This window comes from Citricoccus nitrophenolicus, assembly GCF_047305825.1.
GTDB lineage: Bacteria > Actinomycetota > Actinomycetes > Actinomycetales > Micrococcaceae > Citricoccus > Citricoccus nitrophenolicus.
The window spans coordinates 1,123,723-1,142,002 of sequence record NZ_CP063070.1; the positions used below are offsets into that span (position 1 = coordinate 1,123,723).

Below are 18,280 nucleotides of genomic sequence, written 5' to 3' on the forward strand. Positions count from 1 at the left end.
GGACCCCCAGCATGCGCGTCGGCCTCCTCACGAGCGGCGGGGACTGCCCCGGCCTCAACGCGGTCATCCGCTCGGCCGTGCTGCACGGGATCAAGTCCTATGACTACGAGCTGGTCGGCATCCGGGACGGCTGGCGCGGACTGATCGAGGGCGAGGTGGAGGACCTGCCCCGGCAGAAGGTCCGCGGTCTGGCGCGTACGGGCGGCACCATCCTCGGAACCTCGCGTACCCACCCCTACAATCACCCGGGCGGGGGGCCGGAGAACATCAAGGCCCGCATGACCGCGTTGGGCCTGGACGCGGTGGTCGCCATCGGCGGCGAGGGCACGCTGGCCGGAGCGAAGCGGTTGTCCGACGACGGCGTGCCCCTCGTGGGCGTCCCCAAGACGATCGACAACGACCTGAAGGCCACGGACTACACCTTCGGCTTCGACACTGCCGTCTCGATCGCCACGGACGCCATGGACCGGCTGCGCACCACGGGCGAGTCCCATCACCGGTGCATGGTGGCGGAGGTGATGGGCCGGCACGTCGGCTGGATCGCCCTGCACTCGGGCATGTCCGCCGGGGCCCATGCCATCCTGATCCCCGAGCAGCGCACGCCCATGGAGCAGGTGTTCGAGTGGGTCCGTCAGGTCCATGACCGTGGCCGTTCCCCCCTGGTGGTGGTGGCCGAGGGCTTCGTCCCCGAGGGGCTCGACGACCCGCTGGCCGAGGCCGGGGCGGATGCCTCCGGAAGGCCGCGGCTGGGCGGCATCGGCGAGTGGGTCACCCGCCAGATCGAGGACTCCACCGGGATCGAGACGCGCAGCACCGTGCTGGGCCACATCCAGCGCGGGGGCGCCCCCACCGGCTACGACCGCGTGTTGGCCACCCGCTTCGGCATGGGGGCCATCGACCTGGTGGCCGGGGGCCGGTTCGGCCAGATGGTGGCGCTGGACGGCACGGAGATCGTGCAGGTGGACCTGGCCGCGGCGCTGGACGGGCTCAAGGAGGTCCCGGCGCATCGATACGACGAGGCGAAGGTGCTGTTCGGGCGGTAGTAGCGTGGTGGGCATGTCCGTCAACGCCCACACCCGCCAGATCATCGAGTTGGCCTGGTCCCGCATCCTGGGGCTCGACGACGGCGCGATCACCGAGGCGTCCACGGACGGGGGCCGTCGGCTCGAGGTACCGGTGGACGAGCACCCCGGTGAGGACGAGCAGATCGCCACCTTCGTCCGGTTGTACGGCACCTCCGTGCTCTACGGGCCCCGGTGGCTGTTGGACGCCGCCCGGGACCTGGATGACGAGGTACTCGCCCTGGAATCGACCATGATCCGCCTCGGCACGGGACACTCGGCCCGATCCCTCGGTGAATGGGTGCTGTACTACGCCGAGGACGTCCCGCAGCTGGACCGGTCCTCCTCTGTGGCGGTGTCCTACGAAGTCGCGGACGCGCAGGAGCTGGAGTCCCAGTGCCCCGCGGATGATGTCACCGAGGTGGGACTGTCCGGCCTGGACTCCACCTTCACCCTGATTCCCGACGACGGCGCGGGCACCCCGACCGGACAGGCGGTGGCGGGTGCCGGGTACGAGGAATGGCAGGGGCTGATCGGCCACGTGGGCGTGCTGGTCCGGCCGGACGTGCGGCGCATGGGCCTGGGCGCCTACGCCGGGGCGATCGCGATGGAGGAGGCCTTCACGGAAGGCCTCATCCCCCAGTGGCGGGCCTCCCTGGGCAACACCGGTGCCCAGCGGGTGGCCGCGTCGTTGGGGTTCGAGCTGGCCGGTTCGCAGACGACGATGCTGTTGAACCAGTAGCACTGAACCAGTCGCACTGTCCAACGAGGGGCGCCCGGGCCTACCCTGAGCCATGGCGCTGAGATGGTATTCGACCGTGGTGGAGTCCACCGACCCGTTCCACCGCGTCCCACCGGGCCTGGTCTTCGTCCCTGTGGACCATGAGAAGTCCGGGAAGAACCGCCTGCACTGGGATTTCGCGCCGCATACCTCGGAGAACCGGGACGCCGAGATCGAGCGACTCGTGGGCTTGGGCGCAAAGGTCATCGACGTCGGGGAACCGCAGGAGGCCACCTGGACCGTGTTGGCGGACCCCGACGGCAACGAATTCTGTGTCCTGTCCGCCCGGGACGCCTGAGTTGTCCACATCTTGATCGGTGGCTCTTTACGGTGTCCGCCCGCCTGAATAATGTAGTACACATGTTCGAAGACGCGGGTGTGGCTCTCGGTGGGACTCTTAGTGGCGCCCCCAGTGGGGTTCCCGGTGGGATTCCCAGTGGGGTTCCAGGAATGACCTCCTGGCAGGATGCCGCCCCGGTGTTGGCGGATGCCCAGGACCTCATCGCCCTCCGAGAGTCCCTGGCCGGCATGACCCCGGCCGCCACTGCGTCGGCCTCTCCCGCGGACACCGCCCCCTCCGCCCGCCGGCACGCAGGCCGCTTCGGGCCCTCCCCGGAGGAACTGGCCGCCGTGAGACGTGAGGCCGAGGCCATCCACCGCATCCGCGCCCTGGAGGATCTCAAGGCCGCCTGCGCCGCTGCACAGGCCCGCGAGACGGCAGCACTCCACGAACACCGGCATCTGGACGAGGCCGCCCGCGGCATCCCGGCCGCCCGCCGTGGTCGCGGGCTGGGATCCGAGATCGCCCTGGCCCGCCGAGAGAACCAGCAGCGGGGCAGCACCCACCTCCGGCAGGCCCTCCACCTCGTCCAGGACCTGACGAACACGCTCGCCGCCCTCCAGAAGGGCCAGATCAGCGAGGAGCACGCGGCCACCGTGGAGCGGCACACCCACTGGCTGCCCGGGCAGGCCCGCCGGAACGTCGACTCGTCGCTGGCGGACCGGCTGACCGGTCTGGGCATCCGCGACCTCACGCATCAGACCCAGGCCGCGGCCCACCGGGAAGACCCCGAAGCCGCCGCGGAGCAGTACGAGCAGGCCGTGACCACCCGGCATGTGCACATCAAAGCCACCGAGCACGGGATGGCCTACCTCACCGCGCTGCTGCCCGCTCTCGAGGCAGCCACCTGCTACCGGGCCATCGCGGACCAGGCCGCCACCGCCGTGGCCGAGGGCCAGGCCGGTGACCGCACCCCCCGGCAAGTCCTCAGCGACGCCTTCGTCCAGCGCCTCACCGGCCAGACCCCCGAGCAGACCTCCCCGGTGGAGGTCCAACTCATCATGACGGACACCACCCTGCTCGCCGACGCCAGTGAACCCGCCTGGGTTCCCGGATACGGGCCCCTTCCCGCCGCCCACGCCCGCCGACTCCTGACGCCCACCAGCCCTGAGTCCAGCTCTGAGGCCAGCGTGTTCCTCCGCCGCCTGTACACCTCGCCCGAGACCGGGCAACTCGTCGCCATGGACTCCCACCGCCGAGAGTTCACCGGAAAACTCCGCCAGATGATCCTGCTCCGGGACCACATCTGCCGCACCCCATACTGCGGTGCCCCCATCCGCCACATCGACCACGCCACCCCTCATCGAGACGGCGGACCCACCAGCTACGCCAACGGCTCCGGGCTCTGCGAACGCTGCAACCACACCAAAGAACACCCCGGCTGGTCACACCAGGCCACGCCGGAACACCTCACGGTCACCACTCCCACCGGCCACCGCTACAGCAACCGGGCCCGGCCCTTGACTCCACCACCCGGGAAACCCCTCGCCCCTGTGGATTCCACCGGAGAGAGGGGGTCCTGGAGTGCGCGTGACCAGCGAGACGTGCCCTGCACCAGGGACACCAGGACGGTCACGGTCAGACTGCCTCGGGAACCTCGGGGAACTCGGAGAGCGCGGAGAGCTCCAGATCGGCGAATCGGCTCAGCGAGATCCCTTGCGGAGGAAACCGGTCTGCCGCCCGACGACCTGCCCGGCCTGGGGCGAGACCACGGTCTCCTGGGTGGCCGCCGTGAAGGACCAGCCGTCCTCGGCCGATCCGCCACGTACCAGCAGCTCGGCCTCGGGGTCGGTGTTGCGCTTGAGCATCGCCAGCGCGATGGGCCCCATCTCGTGGTGCAGGGCCACGGAGGTGAGGGTGCCCACGGAGCGGGCCGACGCAGCCTGGTCCTCCGTCTCCGGCCGCACCACCACGTCGGATCCGGATGTCGGCAGGGTGTGGCCCGAGCCGTCGAGCTGAAGGAACGTCAGCCGCCGCGGCGGCCGGCCCAGGTTGTGGACCCGGGCGATGGTCTCCTGGCCCTTGTAGCAGCCCTTCTCCAGATGCACGGCCGTGCGGACCAGGTCGATCTCGTGCGGGATGGTGCGCTCGTCCGTGTCCACGCCGTGCCGCGGGCGCAGGGCGGCCATGCGCAACGCCTCCGAGGCCATCGTGCCGGCCAGCGTCCACCCCTCGGGCAGGTTCTCCTCCAGGGACTGGGTCAGCGCCGGTGCCGGTGCCGGCACCAGGTACTCGTTCCAGCTCCAGTCGGCCGCCGGATGGTGCGCGGGGTCGGGATCGTCGGTATACGGAAACCCGCCCTCGCTGATAGCCGGCCAGGGGTCCTGCCACCGAGCCACGGCCACGGAGTCTCCGCCCAGATCCCACCCGGGAACCTCGGCGGTGGAACCCAGCACAGCGATCTCGCCGGTGCGGTCGGCCACTTCCACGCGGGAGGCGAACCTCATCTTCTCCAGCCAGTCGGCGAGCCCGGCATTCTCCCCCGGTTCCACGGTGAGCCAGGTGGTCTCGCCGTCATCCACGAGGTGACAGTCGAACTCGATCCGCCCCTGGATGTCGAGGAACAGGGTCTCGCTCGAGACGCCGGCGGCCAGGCGGTCAAGCTTCTGGGAGGTCAGCACGTTCAACCAGGTGAGCCGGTCGGGACCGGTCACCGTCACCACGCCGCGGTGGGAGAGGTCCACCACCGCGGTGCCCTCCGCCAACGCCCGTTGCTCGGCGATCGGCTGGCCATAGTGTGCGGCCACGGGGGCATCAGGGCCGTTGCCGGCCACCGCCCCGGGAAGGTTCAGCATGTCTCTCAGGACTCCATTCGCGGTTTCCCGGGTGCCAGCTGACCCTGGGTGGGGTCCGGCATCCGGTCGAGGATGGCCGAGGCATGGGGTTCCTCGCCGTTCTCGGTGGTGTGGGTGGCGTCCCAACGCCAGAACAACTGGCCGTTCACCAGGCCCATGATCCGGGTCCCGCCCTCGTACGGCCCAGCAGCGGAGCCTCGCAGGACGGAATCGGTGGCCACCTGGAGTTGGGGGCCCTTGATGACACCGTAGTACAGCTCGGTCAGGGAGCCGGGGTGGGAGATCTGCGCGGTGATCGGGAAGGACCCGTCCTCTCGGCGGAGCGTCTCCACGTCTTCGGCGGAACGGAGCACGGGCACCACGTCCGCCGGCTGCATGCCCGGCCCCGGATCACCGTCCCGGCGGTCACGGTCCAACGCCCAGAAGCCGTTCTCCACGGTCAGCGGGCGCACGAGCGTGCCATTCGGCTCACACAGCCAGGACTCAGCCCGGTACTCGATGAACGGCAGGCGGTGGTCGGTGAAATCGACTCGCTGGTAGAAGACCTCGGAGCCGTCCTCACCCGAGCCGAGGCGCCCCTGCCCCTCCCAGGCGCCGATCAGCCAGGAGAGCGGAGCGAGCTCCGGGGTCAGGTCGAACGGAAGTTCAGTGGCCACGCAGGCTCAACCTCAGCGCTGGCCCTTGTACAGGCCAGTCACCACGAGCACGGCAAAGGCAGCCATGGCCAGTCCGGCGATGACGAGCAGGGCGGTGAAGAAAACCTCAAGTGCAAGAATCGACATGCCTCCGATCCTACTCCAGAGCTAGTCCAGCCGCGTCCCGTGGCCCTCGCGCCCCGCCACATGACGCCCACCCTGGACCTGTTCCAGCCAATAGGTCACGAACTCGTCCCGCGGGTAGGTGTCCAGGTCCGCCTGGATCGCCTGCAGGATCTGGTCCCCGTCCTCGGCGTTGACTGCATCGATGCGCAGGACCTCCTCTGCGTCACTTCGGCGGCGCACCACCACGGACACGCCCACCACATCGGCCCCGGACCCGCCGAGGACCTGGGTGAGCACGCCCCCGACGAACCGGAACGCGCGCTCGAACGCGCCGTCCCCGCCCTCTTCCATCGCCACCGTGTAGTGGGCTGCAGCCATCTCCGTCATGAGAACTCCTTCCGCCGGTCACGCCGGCATGATCCTGAATACAAAGTAGGCCACGAGTCCGGCCACGGCCACGGGTGCCGCCCCCAGGGCCCAGGCCGCGCGGAGGCCCACGGGACGGCCGCGCCCACGCTCCGGCGCCAGCTGCCCCAACAGCACCAGCGTCAGGCCACCCAGCGCGCCGGCCACCACGGCGGCCCAGGAGCCGGTCAACAGCCAGGGCACGGCACCGGCCAGCACCACGGAGAGCGCAGCGGACAGTCCCCGGCCGGCCCGGCCCGGGATCGGAACCAGCCCGGCCAGGGCGGCGAGCGCCAGGGAGACGCCGACGGAGAAGACGAACGGGCCGGCGTCGTACCGGGCGAGGGCCACCCAGGCGGCGGCACTGGAGACGGCGGCCACACCGGTGATGGTGCCCGCGGTGGACTCCAGTCGATGAGGGCTGCCCGAGCCCCGGAACAGCTGGACCATGAAGGCAGCCACCACGCCGAGGGCGATGGCCACGGCGATCGGTTCGATGAGCGAGGCCCCGAAGTCCTCGATCCCCTCGCCAGGGGCCCGCCCGGGCCAGAGGACCACGGCCACGGCGGCGCCGAGGCCGGTCAGCGCGAGCACTGCGGTGAGCGACTTCCGCGCGGGGGCACCGAGCATCTGCGGCCAACCCAGGGCGACGACCACCACGAGGAGGCCCGCCAGCAGGACCAGGGCCCACGGGGCCCCGAGCCAGTGTGCCCCGAGGCCGCCCGCAGCCACGAGCATCGCGGCGACCGCGCCGGTGACGGCCAACAGAGGATGCTTCACCCTTCCATCCTGCCATTGACTCCAAACTGACTCCGACCAATCCCTTCCCTATAATCGACCTGACCCGGAAGAGAGAGGACCGCCATGGCCCTGCTGTTGATACTCTCCGGCACGTCCGACCGCGCCGAGGCCGTCCTGGAGTCCCTGGCCTTCCTGGACCACCGCACGGTCATGGGACCACCGCGGGCGGAGACGTTGCTGCGGCACCCTGAGGCCGACGTCGTGCTGGTGGACGCCCGCCGGGGCCTGACCGAGGCCCGCAACCTGTGCCGCGCCCTCGCCACGGCCTCGCCGGAACTACCCCTGCTGCCGATCCTGACCGAGGGCGGGCTCGCCGGCTTCTCCCCCGTGTGGGGAGCCACAGACTTCCTGCTGGACTCCGCCGGACCCGCCGAGGTGACGGCTCGCCTGCGGCTGGCCACCCTGCCCCGCCCGGACCGTGGTTCCGCCGATGACCAGCCGATCCGGGCCTCCGGGATCTTCGTGGACGCCTCCACCTACACAGCCCAGGTCCACGGCGTCCCGATGAACCTCACCTTCAAGGAGTTCGAGCTGCTCAAGCACCTGGTGCAGCACCCCGGGCGGGTCTTCACCCGGGAGCAGCTCCTGCACGAAGTGTGGGGCTACGACTACTTCGGCGGAACCCGCACCGTGGACGTGCACGTGCGGCGGTTGCGGGCCAAGCTGGGCCCGGACCAGGAACAGCTGATCGGCACCGTGCGGAACGTGGGCTACCGCTTCGTCCCCCGGGAGAAGACGAACCACAGCGACTAGGGTTGTCCCCATGGACCACCCGCACGAATCCCCGTCCTTGACCACGAGCGCCGGCCGGCTCGAGACCGGCCTGCTGCGTGACCTCGTGACCCTTGCCGAGGCCGCTGAAGGAGCCGACGGCAACCCGCCGTTCTCCGACCAGACCTGGGTCGAACTGCGCACCACGGACGATCCGGACCGGGTCCACACCGTGACCGCGTGGCTGGACCATCAGGACGGCCGCGAGGGCGAGCTGGCGGGCGCCGCCGTCGCCATCTCCCCTGCTCCGGACGCCGGGCCGGAGGCAACGGGGACGCTGGAACTGGTGGTGCACCCGAACTGCCGTTCCCAGGGCGTCGCCACCGCGCTGGCGCGCGGGATCACGGACCGGCCCGGCCGCCCCGCCCCGTTGAACGCGTGGGCGCACGGCAACCATGCGGCCGCCGCTCGGCTGGCCGAACAGTTCGGCTACGCTCCGGTCCGGGAGCTGTTGCGCCTGCGGCTGACGCACCAGGTCTCCCCGGAGGACGAGGTGGTCGGCTCGAACCGCACGAGCGTGTGGGACGGGACCATGCCGGAGGGCATCACCCTGCGGACCTTCGAGCCGGGCGTGGACGACGAGGCCCTCCTCGCCGTCAATGCCGCGTCCTTCGCCGACCACCCCGAACAGGGCTCCCTGGACCAGGACGACCTGGACGCCCGCAAGGCCGAGCCGTGGTTCGATCCGGCCGGCTTCTTCCTGGCCGAGGACGCGGACGGCACCCTGCTGGGCTTCCACTGGACCAAGATCCATCCCGGCGCTGACGGCCACCCCCCGCTCGGCGAGGTGTACGTGGTGGGAGTCGGGCCGGAGGCACAGGGCCGTGGACTGGGGCGGGTCCTCACGGTGGCCGGCATCCGCCACCTGCAGCAGCAGGACGTGGAGGCCGTCATGCTCTACGTGGATGCGGACAACACCCCCGCTGTGGAGCTGTACCGCAAGCTCGGCTTCGTCCGCTGGGACACGGACGTCATGTACGCCCCGAGAGCCTGACGACCCCGGACCAGTACCATGGATCGTCGCCCATCCCCCGAGAGTGGAATCACCCCGCATGCCCCATACTGCCGCCCGATCCACCGCCGACTTCCATGATGCAGGACCCTCCGCGCAGGTGTTGGCCGCGGGCGTCCTGCCATGGCGCACCGCCGGCCAGGGCCTCGAGGTCCTGCTGATCCACCGCCCCCAATACGACGACTGGTCCTGGCCCAAGGGCAAGCTCGACGACGGCGAGACCCTCCCCGAGTGCGCCCGGCGTGAGGTGTCAGAGGAGATCGGGCTCGAGATCGAGCTCGGCATCCCGCTGCCGATCACCCGCTACTCGGTCGGCAATGGAAAGAAAACCCCGAAGGAGGTCTGGTACTGGGCCGCGGAGGCCGGCCGGACCACCCCGGTCCCGGACGGCAAGGAGGTTGACCGCACCCAGTGGGTTCCCGCGGACCAGGCCCGGGAGCTGCTGACCAACGCCACGGATGCGGAACCCCTGGAGGCCTTGATGGCCGCCCATCGGGACCAGGCCCTGCGCACGGCCCCCTTCATCGTGCTGCGCCACGCCAAGGCCAAGCCACGCTCCTCCTGGTCCCGCGCGGAGGGTCAGCGCCCGCTCGCGGCGACGGGCCGGCGTCAGGCGCTCGCCGTGCGCCGGCTGCTGGCGGCCTGGGAGCCACAGAAGGTCATCACCTCACCGTGGTTGCGTTGTGTGGAGACGGTGACGCCCTACGTCAAGGACACCCGGCGGGGGTTCAAAGAGGTCTCCGCCTTCACCGAGAAGGCGGCCAAGAACAAGCCCCACAAGGCGCGCCAGGAGATGGCCAGGCTGCTCGGCAAGCAGCGTTCAACCCTGCTGTGCACCCACCGGCCCGTCCTCCCGGAGATCCTGAAGGTCCTCGCCCAGGACCTTCCGCCCGCCGTGCCCGCCGCCCTCCCGGAGAAGGACCCGTACCTCTCCCCCGGGGCGGTCATCGTGGTGCACCAGGCCCTGGACCTCGGTGGGAGGATCGTCTCGGTCGAGGCCTACGACGTCTGGGACGACTGAGCTAGGGTCTTGCCATGACCAGCGGCAGCGAGCAGGCACCCGAGCAGGCACCCAAGATCGTCCATGACGAGCTGCGCGTCGAGCGCGATCCGGACCGCGGCCGCGTCGAGCTGTGGCAGCGGGACCAGTTCATCGGCTTCCTCGGCTACGCGGAGCACACCGTGGGCGAGGACACCGTGGTGGTGCTGCAGCACACCATCATCGACGAGTCCTTCGGCCGCCGGGGCTACGCACGGGCCCTCGTGACGATCGTGTTGGAACGGCTGAAGGCCGAGGGCTTCTCGATCGTGCCGGAGTGCTCCTACGTGCAGGACTACCTGCGGCGCTATCCGGAGTACCAGCCGCTCGTCTTCACGGGCGAACTGCCGGACTAGCGGCCACCGCCTCCTTTCGTCCTGGTCCTGAGGGCCATCGCCCGCCGGCCGATCCTGGGCGGCCTGCATCCCCATGACGACGACCTGGTGCGGCGCATCGCCGTCAACCGGGCCCTGCGCACCCTGGCCGCCATGATCCTCGGGATCGGGCAGACGGGGTTCAACGCCTGGGCCACCGCCGTCTCCAGCGAGGCCCAACCCTGGGTGGCCGGGGCCTCCATCACCATCCTGATCGTCCTGCTGCTCTGGCGCTCGCCCCACCTGGCCGCGCTCGGCGCTCACACGGCGACCGGCTCGGAGGGGCACGACGCCGGCCGGCCGCCCCGGGTGCCCGGCGCACCCTCGCTGCCCGGCACCGCCCGCGCCGTGCTGCGACTGCGCCTGGACGGGGCGATGGTGGCCTGGATCATGGCGATCCCCACCGGGATCATCGTCGCGTTCCTCCTCGGTACCGTCCCACCGGACGGGGAGGGCCATGGGTCCATGATCCTGTGGACCTCCCTGCCCTGCGCCGCCGCCCTGCTGATCCTGGGCTTCACCGAGTTCGGCATCCGCCGCGGACATTGCCCCGCGGACGGGACGGTGAGCACCGGCACGTCCTCTCGGTGGCCACTGCTCGCCCTCGGCCTGGCCACACTGCTCGCCACGGTCTGGTGCGCACTGTGCGTGGTCACCCCGGCCTTCCAGACCAGACAGGCGGCAGTTCTGGCCGCAGCACTGGGGACGGCCACGGCGGGCTTCGTGCTGCTCACGTTGGCCCTGACCCGGGTGTCTCTGCGCCGGCCATCGCTCGGTCGCGCCAGCGCCCCACAGGACGCGGCCATCCGTGCCGGTGGTGCCAACCGGATCCTGGCGGTGGGTGCCGCCGGCATCTTCGCCGTGACCGGGGCCGCCATCCTCAACGGCACCCAGGTGTGGAACGGGTTCTCCTCCTCGGCCATCTTCCGCCCCGGGACGTACGAGCTGCCGGACGTCCTCCTGCTGACGAGGGCCCTGGTGCTGTTCGTGCTCTTCGGCCTCATCGTGGCCTGCGTGATAGCCCCCGCCCCTGCGGTGCCCGGCGTGGCCACCCGCCCGGCCCGGGCCGCCTCGGACGCGCGAGAAGCCGTGCGCTCATGAGCGCCGAGATCGTCCTCGACCTGTCCTCGCCGGTCCCCCCGTTCGAGCAGCTGCGGTCTCGGATCACGGCGCTGGTCGACGACGGCACGCTGGCCCCCGGTTCCCGGCTCCCCTCGGTCCGGGCGCTGGCAGCGGACCTGGGGATCGCCGTGGGGACAGTGGCCCGGGCGTACCGCGAGCTCGAGTCCGCCGGCTACGTGCACTCCCGGCGCCGGCACGGAACCACGGTGACGGAGGCTCCGCCGGGCCCCCGCGCGAAGGCGGGGCCGGTCCAGGAGGCACCGGACGTCGTGGTGCAGGCTGCCGAGGATCTCGTGCGGAAGGCGACGGGCGCGGGCTTCAGCCGACAGGAGATGATGGAACTCGTCAGCCGGACGGCCAGTAGACTGGAGCCGTGAGCATTCCCACCCCCTACGAGGATCTCCTGGCCGAGGTCCTGGCCGATGGAACCGTCAAGACCGATCGCACCGGAACCGGGACCCGCAGCGTCTTCGGACGCCAACTGCGCTATGACCTCTCCGAGTCCTTCCCCCTGATCACCACCAAGCGCGTGCATTTCAAGTCCGTGGCACTGGAACTGCTCTGGTTCCTGCGCGGAGACTCCAACGTCCGCTGGCTGCAGGAGCGCGGCGTGAAGATCTGGGACGAGTGGGCGGACGCGGACGGCGAGCTCGGCCCGGTCTACGGTGTTCAGTGGCGGTCCTGGCCCACGCCGGACGGCGGGCAGATCGACCAGATCGCCCAGGTGGTGGAGTCGATCAGGACCACCCCGGACTCCCGCCGGCACCTCGTCACCGCGTGGAACCCGGCTGAGGTGGAGGAGATGGCGCTGCCGCCGTGCCACGCGATGTTCCAGTTCTACGTGGCGGACGGCCGCCTCTCCTGCCAGCTCTACCAGCGTTCGGCGGACCTGTTCCTCGGAGTGCCCTTCAACATCGCCTCCTACGCCCTGCTGACCGTCATGGTGGCGCAGCAGACCGGCCTGGAGCCCGGCGAGTTCGTGTGGACCGGCGGGGACTGCCACATCTACTCCAACCACGTGGAGCAGGTCACCGAGCAGCTCACCCGCGAGCCGTACCCGTACCCGCGGCTCGAGATCGCCCGGACGCCGGACGACCTCTTCAGTTACTCCCTCGAGGACTTCGCGCTGGTCGACTACCAGCACCACCCGACGATCAAGGCCCCCATTGCCGTCTGACAGACCCTCTGAAAGCACTCCCTCGCGCATCGGCATGATCTGGGCACAGTCCCCGGACCGCGTGATCGGCGCCGACGGCTCCATGCCCTGGCACCTGCCCGAGGACCTCGCACACTTCAAGGAGCTCACGCTCGGCCACCCCGTCATCATGGGCCGCCGCACCTGGGACTCCTTCCCGGAACAGGTGCGCCCCCTGCCCGGACGCACCAACATCGTGGTGTCCCGGCGCCAGGAGACGGCGGGGTCCATGCGGGAGGCGGGGGCCGTCGTCGTTCCCGGCTTCCAGGAGGCCCTCGAGGCCGCCGGCGAGGCGGACGGACTGGACCTGATCTGGGTGATCGGCGGGGCGACGCTCTACGAGCAGGCGCTCGACGTGGCCACACTCGCCGAGATCACCGTGATCGAGACCGATGTCACCGGGGACACCCACGCGCCCACCCTGGACGGCCAGTGGTCCCGGACCGACGTCCAGGAGCACGACGGCTACCGCTTCGAACGCTGGGAGAGGCCATGAGCCTGATGAACAAGACCACCTTGACCTTCATCGCGTTCATCGCATGCCCCATCCTGGGCCTGGTCACCGCCGTGATGGGCCTGGTCATGATCTTCACGGACAACGTGCTGATGGGCGTCATCTTCCTCGTGGTGCTCACGCAGGTGTTCATCTTCGGCGGGCTGTGGGCCCTCATGAAGCGCAGGTCACTGACCGGAGACCCTGGCGGCCAGTAGACTGGCCCACATGCTTTCCCATGATTCAGCCACTGTTCCTGCCAGCAAGCCGGCTTCCGACGCCGCCGCCAACCCCACCGTGGGACTCATCGGCTGGCGCGGGATGGTCGGTTCGGTGCTCATGCAACGGATGGCTGAGGAAGGCGATTTCGACCGGCTGAACCCGGTGTTCTTCTCCACCTCCGCCGCCGGCAAGCCTGCCCCCCGCGGTGCCGGCACTCTGCAGGACGCCTATGACCTGGAGACGCTGGCCAAGCTGCCCGTCATCCTCACCACCCAGGGCGGGGACTACACGAAGGCCGTCTACCCGAAGCTGCGTGCCGCCGGCTGGGACGGCCTCTGGATCGACGCGGCCTCCACGCTGCGCATGGAGGACTCCTCGATCATCGTGCTGGACCCCGTCAACCGAGGCGTGATCGATGCCGGGCTGGCGAACGGCGTCAAGGAGTTCGTGGGCGGCAACTGCACCGTCTCCTGCATGCTCATGGGCCTGGGCGGCCTGTTCAAGGCCGGTCTGGTGGAGTGGGGCACCGCCATGACCTACCAGGCGGCCTCCGGCGGCGGCGCCCGCCACATGCGCGAGCTGCTGAACCAGTTCGGCGGGCTGAACGGCGTGGTGGCGGACGAGCTCGCTGACCCAGCCTCCGCCATCCTGGAGATCGACCGCAAGGTCCTGACCGCCCAGCGGGACGGCAGCCTGGACGCCTCCCAGTTCGGCGTGCCGCTGGCCGGCTCCCTCATCCCCTGGATCGACGCCGACCTGGGCAACGGCATGTCCAAGGAGGAGAAGAAGGCCGGGGACGAGACCAACAAGATCCTGGGTCACGCCGCCGGCTCCCGGGTCCCCTTCGACTCCCTGTGCGTGCGGATCGGCACCCTGCGCTCCCACTCGCAGGCGCTGACCCTGAAGCTGACGCAGGACGTGCCGCTGGACGAGATCGAGCAGCTCATCGCAGCGGACAACGAGTGGGCCACCGTGGTGCCGAACACCAAGGAGGCCTCCATGGCGGACCTGACGCCGGTGGCCGCCTCCGGGTCCATGACGATCCCCGTGGGACGGCTGCGCAAGATGGAGATGGGCCCCGAGTACCTCTCCGCGTTCACCGTGGGCGACCAGCTGCTGTGGGGCGCCGCCGAGCCGGTGCGCCGCATGCTGGCCATCGCCACCGGGAACCTCTGAGGGCCCCTAGACCAGTCCCTCCATCACCAGTTCCGCGTTGATCTGGGCGGCGGCCATGGTCCCGGCCGCAGCCGCCGCCCCGACCTGGGCGGACAGGTCCGCGGAGTTGCCGGCCGCCCAGACACCGGGCACCGTGGTGCGCCCCATGGCCTCCGCGGCGATGAACCGGCCCATCGGGTTCTCCTCGAGGCGGAGGCCGAGTGGCTCGAAGGCCTCTGTCCGGGCCAGCATGCGCGTGGCCACCACGACCACCTCGGCGGGCAGCAACTCGCCGTCGGTCAGCCGCACCCCGACGAGCCGGTCCTCGCCGCCCCGCGCCGCTGTCTCGAGGCCGGCCGCTGCACCCGCGGTCACCTCGATCCCTCGCGAGGCCAGCATCCGGGCCTGATCAGCGTCCAACCCGGGCCCCTGCGCGGTGTCCTCCAGGAACCGGACGTCCGCGCTGAGCTGACTGAACAGCAGGGCCTGGTGCACGGAGTTCGGCGAGGTGCCGAGGACCAGTATGGAGCGGTCCCGGACCTCCCAACCGTGGCAGTAGGGACAGTGGATGACGTCCCTCCCCCACCGCTCGGCCAGCCCGGGGACGTCAGGCAGCTCGTCCCGCAGACCCGTGGCGATGAGCAGCCGCCGCGCGGTCAGGACGGTCCCCTCGTGTGCCCCTCCGCCCAGCGTGGCCTCGAATAGGCCTTCCTCGAGGCGGCGGACCGCGGCGATCTCCCCGTCCAGGACCTCTCCTCCGTAGCCGGCGACCTCGCTCCGCCCGGCGGCCAGCAGCTCGGCCGGGCTGATGCCCTCACGGCCCAGCAGTGCGTGGACACCCTCGGCCGGCGCATTGCGGGGTTGCCCGGAGTCCACCACCGTGACCGACCGGCGGGACCGGGCGAGGGTCACCGCCGCAGCGAGTCCGGCGGCGCCACCGCCGGCCACCAGGACGTCGAGGAGAGGGGCTTCTGAGGTCTTGTGAGTTGAGGACGTTGAGGTCATGACTCCATCCTGCGCCGCATGGATCCACTTGGCAAACATTCTTGCCGAACGGAAAATTCACCCAGGGGATCAGTCGACGGCCAGTGGCGTGCGCCGCTTGCGGTACATCTTCTTCATGCCGTCCGCGGGCCGGATGGGCTCGGGCCATTTGGGCCGCAGCTCATCGCCGAGCGTGACCCCCCGGATCCGGCGTCCGAACATGGGCAGCACCCACTGGCGCAGCCACTCCACGTCCCGGCTCACGGACTGGACCGGCCCCACCCTCTCGCTGGGCCCGAAGGGCTCGAACTCCAACTGGTGCCGGACGCCGAGGATGTTGAGGATCTGAATGGCCATGTAACGGTGCCCGGCACGGTTCATGTGGAGCTTGTCGATGTCCCACATGCGGCGGTCCCGGTAGGCGTTCCACGCCCAGTAGTCCACCAGGGTCACGGCGTCCGGGTGCCGGCGGGCCAACTGGCGCACGTGGTCATTGAACGCCCAGTTCCTGCGCTTGAACGGTTCCAGCACGGGGTGCAGCGGGATGTCGAAGCCCGTGAAGAGGAGCACATGGGCCCCGGTGGAGACGAGCCGCTCCACCGCCCGGGTGTAGGTCTCCAGGACCGGCCCCAGATCCTTGCGCAGCTCGAGGAGGTCATTGCCGCCCGCGTAGAAGCTGATCAGGTCAGGCCTCAGGTCCAGGGCCGGCTCGATCTGCTCCTCCACGACCCCCGCGAGGCGCCGGCTGCGGATCGCCAGGTTGGCGTAGCGCGTGTCCGGATCCGCCTTGGAGAGCTGCTTGGCCACCCGGTCAGCCCAGCCGCGTACGCCGTTGGGGTGCCGGGTGTCCCAGTCCCCCACGCCCTCGGTGAAGGAGTCGCCGATGGCCACGAACAGTCCGCCCATGGGGGCTGACCCTAGTCACCCCGGCGTTGCATCTGGTGGCCACCCGGTGACAGCTCCGTGAAGCGTGGCCGAACGGTCAGAGTGCGCAGCCCACCAGCACCGGCTCGGGGTGCAGCTCCACGCCCCACCGGCCCTGAACGCCGTCCCGCACCGTGCGGGCCACGGCCAGCAGGTCCGCGGTGCTCGCCGCACCCCGGTTCGTCACGGCGAGCGTGTGCTTGGTGGACAACGACGCGCGGGCCCCGGCGATCGGGTGTTCGTCCGGTCCCAGCCCGAAGCCCTTGCCGAAGCCGGCGCGGTCGATGAGCCAGGCGGCGGAGAGCTTGACCAGCGGCTCGCCGTCCGCATCCCGGCCGGCACCGTAGGCCGGGGCGTCCTCGGGCAGATGGGCGCGCACCGAGGCGGGGACGATGGGATTGGTGAAGAAGGATCCCGTGGACCACGTGTCATGGTCCTCCGGGTCCAGGACCATGCCCTTGCCCGCCCGCAGGTGCAACACGTGGTGGCGGACCGTCTCCAGCGGCGCCCAATCCCCCTCCTCCACGCCCAGGGCGTGGGCCAGCTGGGCGAATCGCACGGGCGCGGTGCGGCCGGTGTGGTGCAGGCGGAAGTCCACGGAGAGGACGACCCACCGCGGGGTCGTGTCGTCGGAGGCGAGCAGGCTGCGCTTGATCACGGAGTCCCGGTAGCCGAAGCGCAGGTCCTCCTTCGTCAGGGTCACCAGCTCCCCGGCCCGGCGGTCCCAGGCCTGCACGGAGACCAACGACTGGGAGACGTCCGCCCCGTAGGCGCCCACGTTCTGCACCGGGGTGGCCCCGGCCGAGCCGGGGATCCCGGACAGCGCCTCGAGGCCCGTCAGTCCCTGGTCCACGGACCAGGCCACGGCCTCGTCCCAGGAGTGACCGGCGGCAATCCGGATCCGGACCGTGGAGTCGGCCTCCTCCACCACCTCCGTACCGGAGAAGGCGAGCCGGACGACGGTGCCGGGGAAACCGGAATCCGCCATCAGGGTGTTGGAGCCGCCGCCGAGGACGAGGACCGGGACCCCGGAGTCGTCCAGGGCGCGGAGGGCCTGGACGGCCTGCGTGGCCGAGGTGGCCTCGATCCAGTCGGCGGCCGGGCCGCCCACCCGGCTGGAGGTGTACTCGGCGAGCCTCACGGATTCGCTCACCGGCGCACGACCGCCTGCGCCTTGGTCAGGACCTTCGCGTCCCCGTGCCGCGGATCGGTGACGGTCAGGTCGATCCGGACCGAGCCGTCGTCGTTGACGGTGCCGATCTTGCCGGAGACCGTCAGCTCGGCGCCCTCCGCCTCGTCCACCGGGACCATGGCCGTGAAGCGGGTCTGGTAGTCCAGGATGGCGCCGGGGTCCCCGCACCAGTCCGTGACGAGCTGGACGGCGGCGCCCATGGTCAGCATGCCGTGCGCGATCACGCCGGGCAGTTCCACCGAGCGCGCCGTGGACTCGGACCAGTGGATGGGGTTGAAGTCACCCGAGGCCCCCGCATAGCGCACCAGATCGGCACGGGTCAGGGTGAGGGTGGTGGATCCGATGGAGTCGCCCTTCTGCATCATGCGCCGTCTCCGCGGACCAGCAGGGTGGAGCGCACGGTGCTGACCGGCTCGCCGGCCGGGGTGGCGATCTCCGTGGCGGTGGTGACCATGGTGTGGCCGCCCAGGGACTTGACGGACTCCACGGAGGTGGTGCCGATCAGCTCGTCCCCGGCGACGGCCGGCCGGTGGTGGGTGAAGCGCTCGTCCGCGTGGACCACGCGGGTGAAGTCGATCCCGGCCTCCGGATCGTTCACCGCGGCGGCCTCCGCCTTCTGTGCCAGGGTCACCAGGAAGGTCGGCGGCGCCACCAGATCGGCGTACCCGAGTCCCTGGGCCGCGGCCAGGTCCGTGTGGGCCGGGTGCGTGGCCTGCACGGCCGCGGCGAACTCGCGGACCTTCTCCCGGCCGACGAGATAGGGCTCAGTGGGCGGATAGCTCCGCCCCTGCAGGTCCGGGTTCACGCCCACGGCGGTCCTCCTGGTGTGGTTGACGGGCTGGTCGGCCGATGG

General features: G+C 70.6%; 22 protein-coding genes and 1 pseudogene. 14 read left to right on the top strand and 9 right to left on the bottom strand.

All coding sequences use genetic code 11. The annotated features are described in order from the left end of the window. The first annotated feature begins 11 nt into the window (after window positions 1–11). From IMT31_RS05160 to IMT31_RS05175, 4 genes and pseudogenes are all read left to right on the top strand, one after another. Complete coding sequence (locus IMT31_RS05160; RefSeq protein WP_345360606.1) at window positions 12–1,043, top strand: 6-phosphofructokinase; 1,032 nt, start codon at window positions 12–14, stop codon at window positions 1,041–1,043. A gap of 13 nt (window positions 1,044–1,056) precedes the next feature. Further along, window positions 1,057–1,803: a GNAT family N-acetyltransferase gene (locus tag IMT31_RS05165; RefSeq protein ID WP_413543996.1), complete on the top strand. Its 747-nt coding sequence runs from the start codon at window positions 1,057–1,059 to the stop codon at window positions 1,801–1,803. A gap of 52 nt (window positions 1,804–1,855) precedes the next feature. Continuing rightward, window positions 1,856–2,140: a VOC family protein gene (locus IMT31_RS05170; protein ID WP_413543997.1), complete on the top strand. Its 285-nt coding sequence runs from the start codon at window positions 1,856–1,858 to the stop codon at window positions 2,138–2,140. A gap of 230 nt (window positions 2,141–2,370) precedes the next feature. Beyond that, window positions 2,371–3,543 (top strand): annotated as a pseudogene (locus IMT31_RS05175) (DUF222 domain-containing protein); the annotation flags it as partial. Window positions 3,544–3,825: 282 nt separating this feature from the next. Here the strand turns inward: IMT31_RS05175 and IMT31_RS05180 are convergent. From IMT31_RS05180 to IMT31_RS05195, 4 genes are all read right to left on the bottom strand, one after another. Then, entirely contained in the window at window positions 3,826–4,977 is a 1,152-nt protein-coding gene (locus IMT31_RS05180; protein ID WP_345360596.1) for a folate-binding protein, read from the bottom strand. Between the two features lie 5 nt (window positions 4,978–4,982). Then, window positions 4,983–5,633, bottom strand: a complete 651-nt coding sequence (locus IMT31_RS05185) for an FABP family protein (RefSeq protein WP_345360593.1) — start codon at window positions 5,631–5,633, stop codon at window positions 4,983–4,985. Between the two features lie 147 nt (window positions 5,634–5,780). Beyond that, window positions 5,781–6,125 carry a hypothetical protein gene (locus IMT31_RS05190; protein WP_345360590.1) on the bottom strand — a complete coding sequence of 115 codons (345 nt, stop codon included), beginning with the start codon at window positions 6,123–6,125 and terminating at the stop codon, window positions 5,781–5,783. Between the two features lie 18 nt (window positions 6,126–6,143). After that, window positions 6,144–6,923 carry a hypothetical protein gene (locus tag IMT31_RS05195; RefSeq protein ID WP_345360587.1) on the bottom strand — a complete coding sequence of 260 codons (780 nt, stop codon included), beginning with the start codon at window positions 6,921–6,923 and terminating at the stop codon, window positions 6,144–6,146. An 84-nt stretch (window positions 6,924–7,007) separates the two neighbouring features. Between IMT31_RS05195 and IMT31_RS05200 the strand changes: the two genes are divergently transcribed. The 10 genes from IMT31_RS05200 (at window position 7,008) to asd (ending at window position 14,348) form a co-directional block, all read left to right on the top strand. Beyond that, a complete protein-coding gene (locus IMT31_RS05200) occupies window positions 7,008–7,697 on the top strand; it encodes a winged helix-turn-helix transcriptional regulator (RefSeq protein ID WP_413543998.1) in 690 nt (229 codons plus the stop codon). 10 nt (window positions 7,698–7,707) lie between these two features. Then, on the top strand, window positions 7,708–8,709 hold the full coding sequence (gene mshD, locus IMT31_RS05205; RefSeq protein WP_413543999.1) for a mycothiol synthase: 1,002 nt from the start codon (window positions 7,708–7,710) through the stop codon (window positions 8,707–8,709). A gap of 58 nt (window positions 8,710–8,767) precedes the next feature. After that, window positions 8,768–9,748, top strand: a complete 981-nt coding sequence (locus IMT31_RS05210) for an NUDIX hydrolase (RefSeq protein WP_345360578.1) — start codon at window positions 8,768–8,770, stop codon at window positions 9,746–9,748. A gap of 14 nt (window positions 9,749–9,762) precedes the next feature. Then, window positions 9,763–10,122, top strand: coding sequence for a GNAT family N-acetyltransferase (locus IMT31_RS05215; protein WP_413544000.1), 360 nt, complete (start codon window positions 9,763–9,765; stop codon window positions 10,120–10,122). 87 nt (window positions 10,123–10,209) lie between these two features. Then, complete coding sequence (locus IMT31_RS05220; RefSeq protein WP_413544001.1) at window positions 10,210–11,241, top strand: hypothetical protein; 1,032 nt, start codon at window positions 10,210–10,212, stop codon at window positions 11,239–11,241. Further along, window positions 11,238–11,639 carry a GntR family transcriptional regulator gene (locus IMT31_RS05225; RefSeq protein ID WP_413544002.1) on the top strand — a complete coding sequence of 134 codons (402 nt, stop codon included), beginning with the start codon at window positions 11,238–11,240 and terminating at the stop codon, window positions 11,637–11,639. Before IMT31_RS05220 ends, IMT31_RS05225 begins: the two co-directional genes overlap by 4 nt. Then, window positions 11,636–12,439, top strand: coding sequence for a thymidylate synthase (locus tag IMT31_RS05230; protein WP_413544003.1), 804 nt, complete (start codon window positions 11,636–11,638; stop codon window positions 12,437–12,439). The genes IMT31_RS05225 and IMT31_RS05230 overlap by 4 nt, the downstream gene beginning before the upstream one ends. A gap of 34 nt (window positions 12,440–12,473) precedes the next feature. Further along, the gene (locus IMT31_RS05235; RefSeq protein ID WP_345360563.1) at window positions 12,474–12,953 is read left to right on the top strand and encodes a dihydrofolate reductase; all 480 of its coding nucleotides are present in this window, start codon (window positions 12,474–12,476) and stop codon (window positions 12,951–12,953) included. A 5-nt stretch (window positions 12,954–12,958) separates the two neighbouring features. Next, window positions 12,959–13,168 carry an NF038396 family protein gene (locus IMT31_RS05240; protein ID WP_413544004.1) on the top strand — a complete coding sequence of 70 codons (210 nt, stop codon included), beginning with the start codon at window positions 12,959–12,961 and terminating at the stop codon, window positions 13,166–13,168. A 10-nt stretch (window positions 13,169–13,178) separates the two neighbouring features. Next, window positions 13,179–14,348, top strand: a complete 1,170-nt coding sequence (gene asd, locus IMT31_RS05245; RefSeq protein ID WP_345360558.1) for an aspartate-semialdehyde dehydrogenase — start codon at window positions 13,179–13,181, stop codon at window positions 14,346–14,348. 6 nt (window positions 14,349–14,354) lie between these two features. Here the strand turns inward: asd and IMT31_RS05250 are convergent, their stop codons facing one another. From IMT31_RS05250 to IMT31_RS05270, 5 genes are all read right to left on the bottom strand, one after another. After that, entirely contained in the window at window positions 14,355–15,332 is a 978-nt protein-coding gene (locus tag IMT31_RS05250; RefSeq protein ID WP_413544005.1) for an NAD(P)/FAD-dependent oxidoreductase, read from the bottom strand. A gap of 69 nt (window positions 15,333–15,401) precedes the next feature. Continuing rightward, window positions 15,402–16,217: an SGNH/GDSL hydrolase family protein gene (locus IMT31_RS05255; RefSeq protein WP_413544006.1), complete on the bottom strand. Its 816-nt coding sequence runs from the start codon at window positions 16,215–16,217 to the stop codon at window positions 15,402–15,404. Window positions 16,218–16,293: 76 nt separating this feature from the next. Further along, window positions 16,294–17,388 carry a UDP-N-acetylmuramate dehydrogenase gene (locus tag IMT31_RS05260; RefSeq protein WP_413544007.1) on the bottom strand — a complete coding sequence of 365 codons (1,095 nt, stop codon included), beginning with the start codon at window positions 17,386–17,388 and terminating at the stop codon, window positions 16,294–16,296. Beyond that, complete coding sequence (locus IMT31_RS05265; protein ID WP_413544369.1) at window positions 17,385–17,789, bottom strand: MaoC family dehydratase; 405 nt, start codon at window positions 17,787–17,789, stop codon at window positions 17,385–17,387. The genes IMT31_RS05260 and IMT31_RS05265 overlap by 4 nt, the downstream gene beginning before the upstream one ends. Next, complete coding sequence (locus tag IMT31_RS05270) at window positions 17,789–18,238, bottom strand: MaoC family dehydratase N-terminal domain-containing protein (RefSeq protein ID WP_413544008.1); 450 nt, start codon at window positions 18,236–18,238, stop codon at window positions 17,789–17,791. Before IMT31_RS05270 ends, IMT31_RS05265 begins: the two co-directional genes overlap by 1 nt. Window positions 18,239–18,280: the final 42 nt, after the last annotated feature.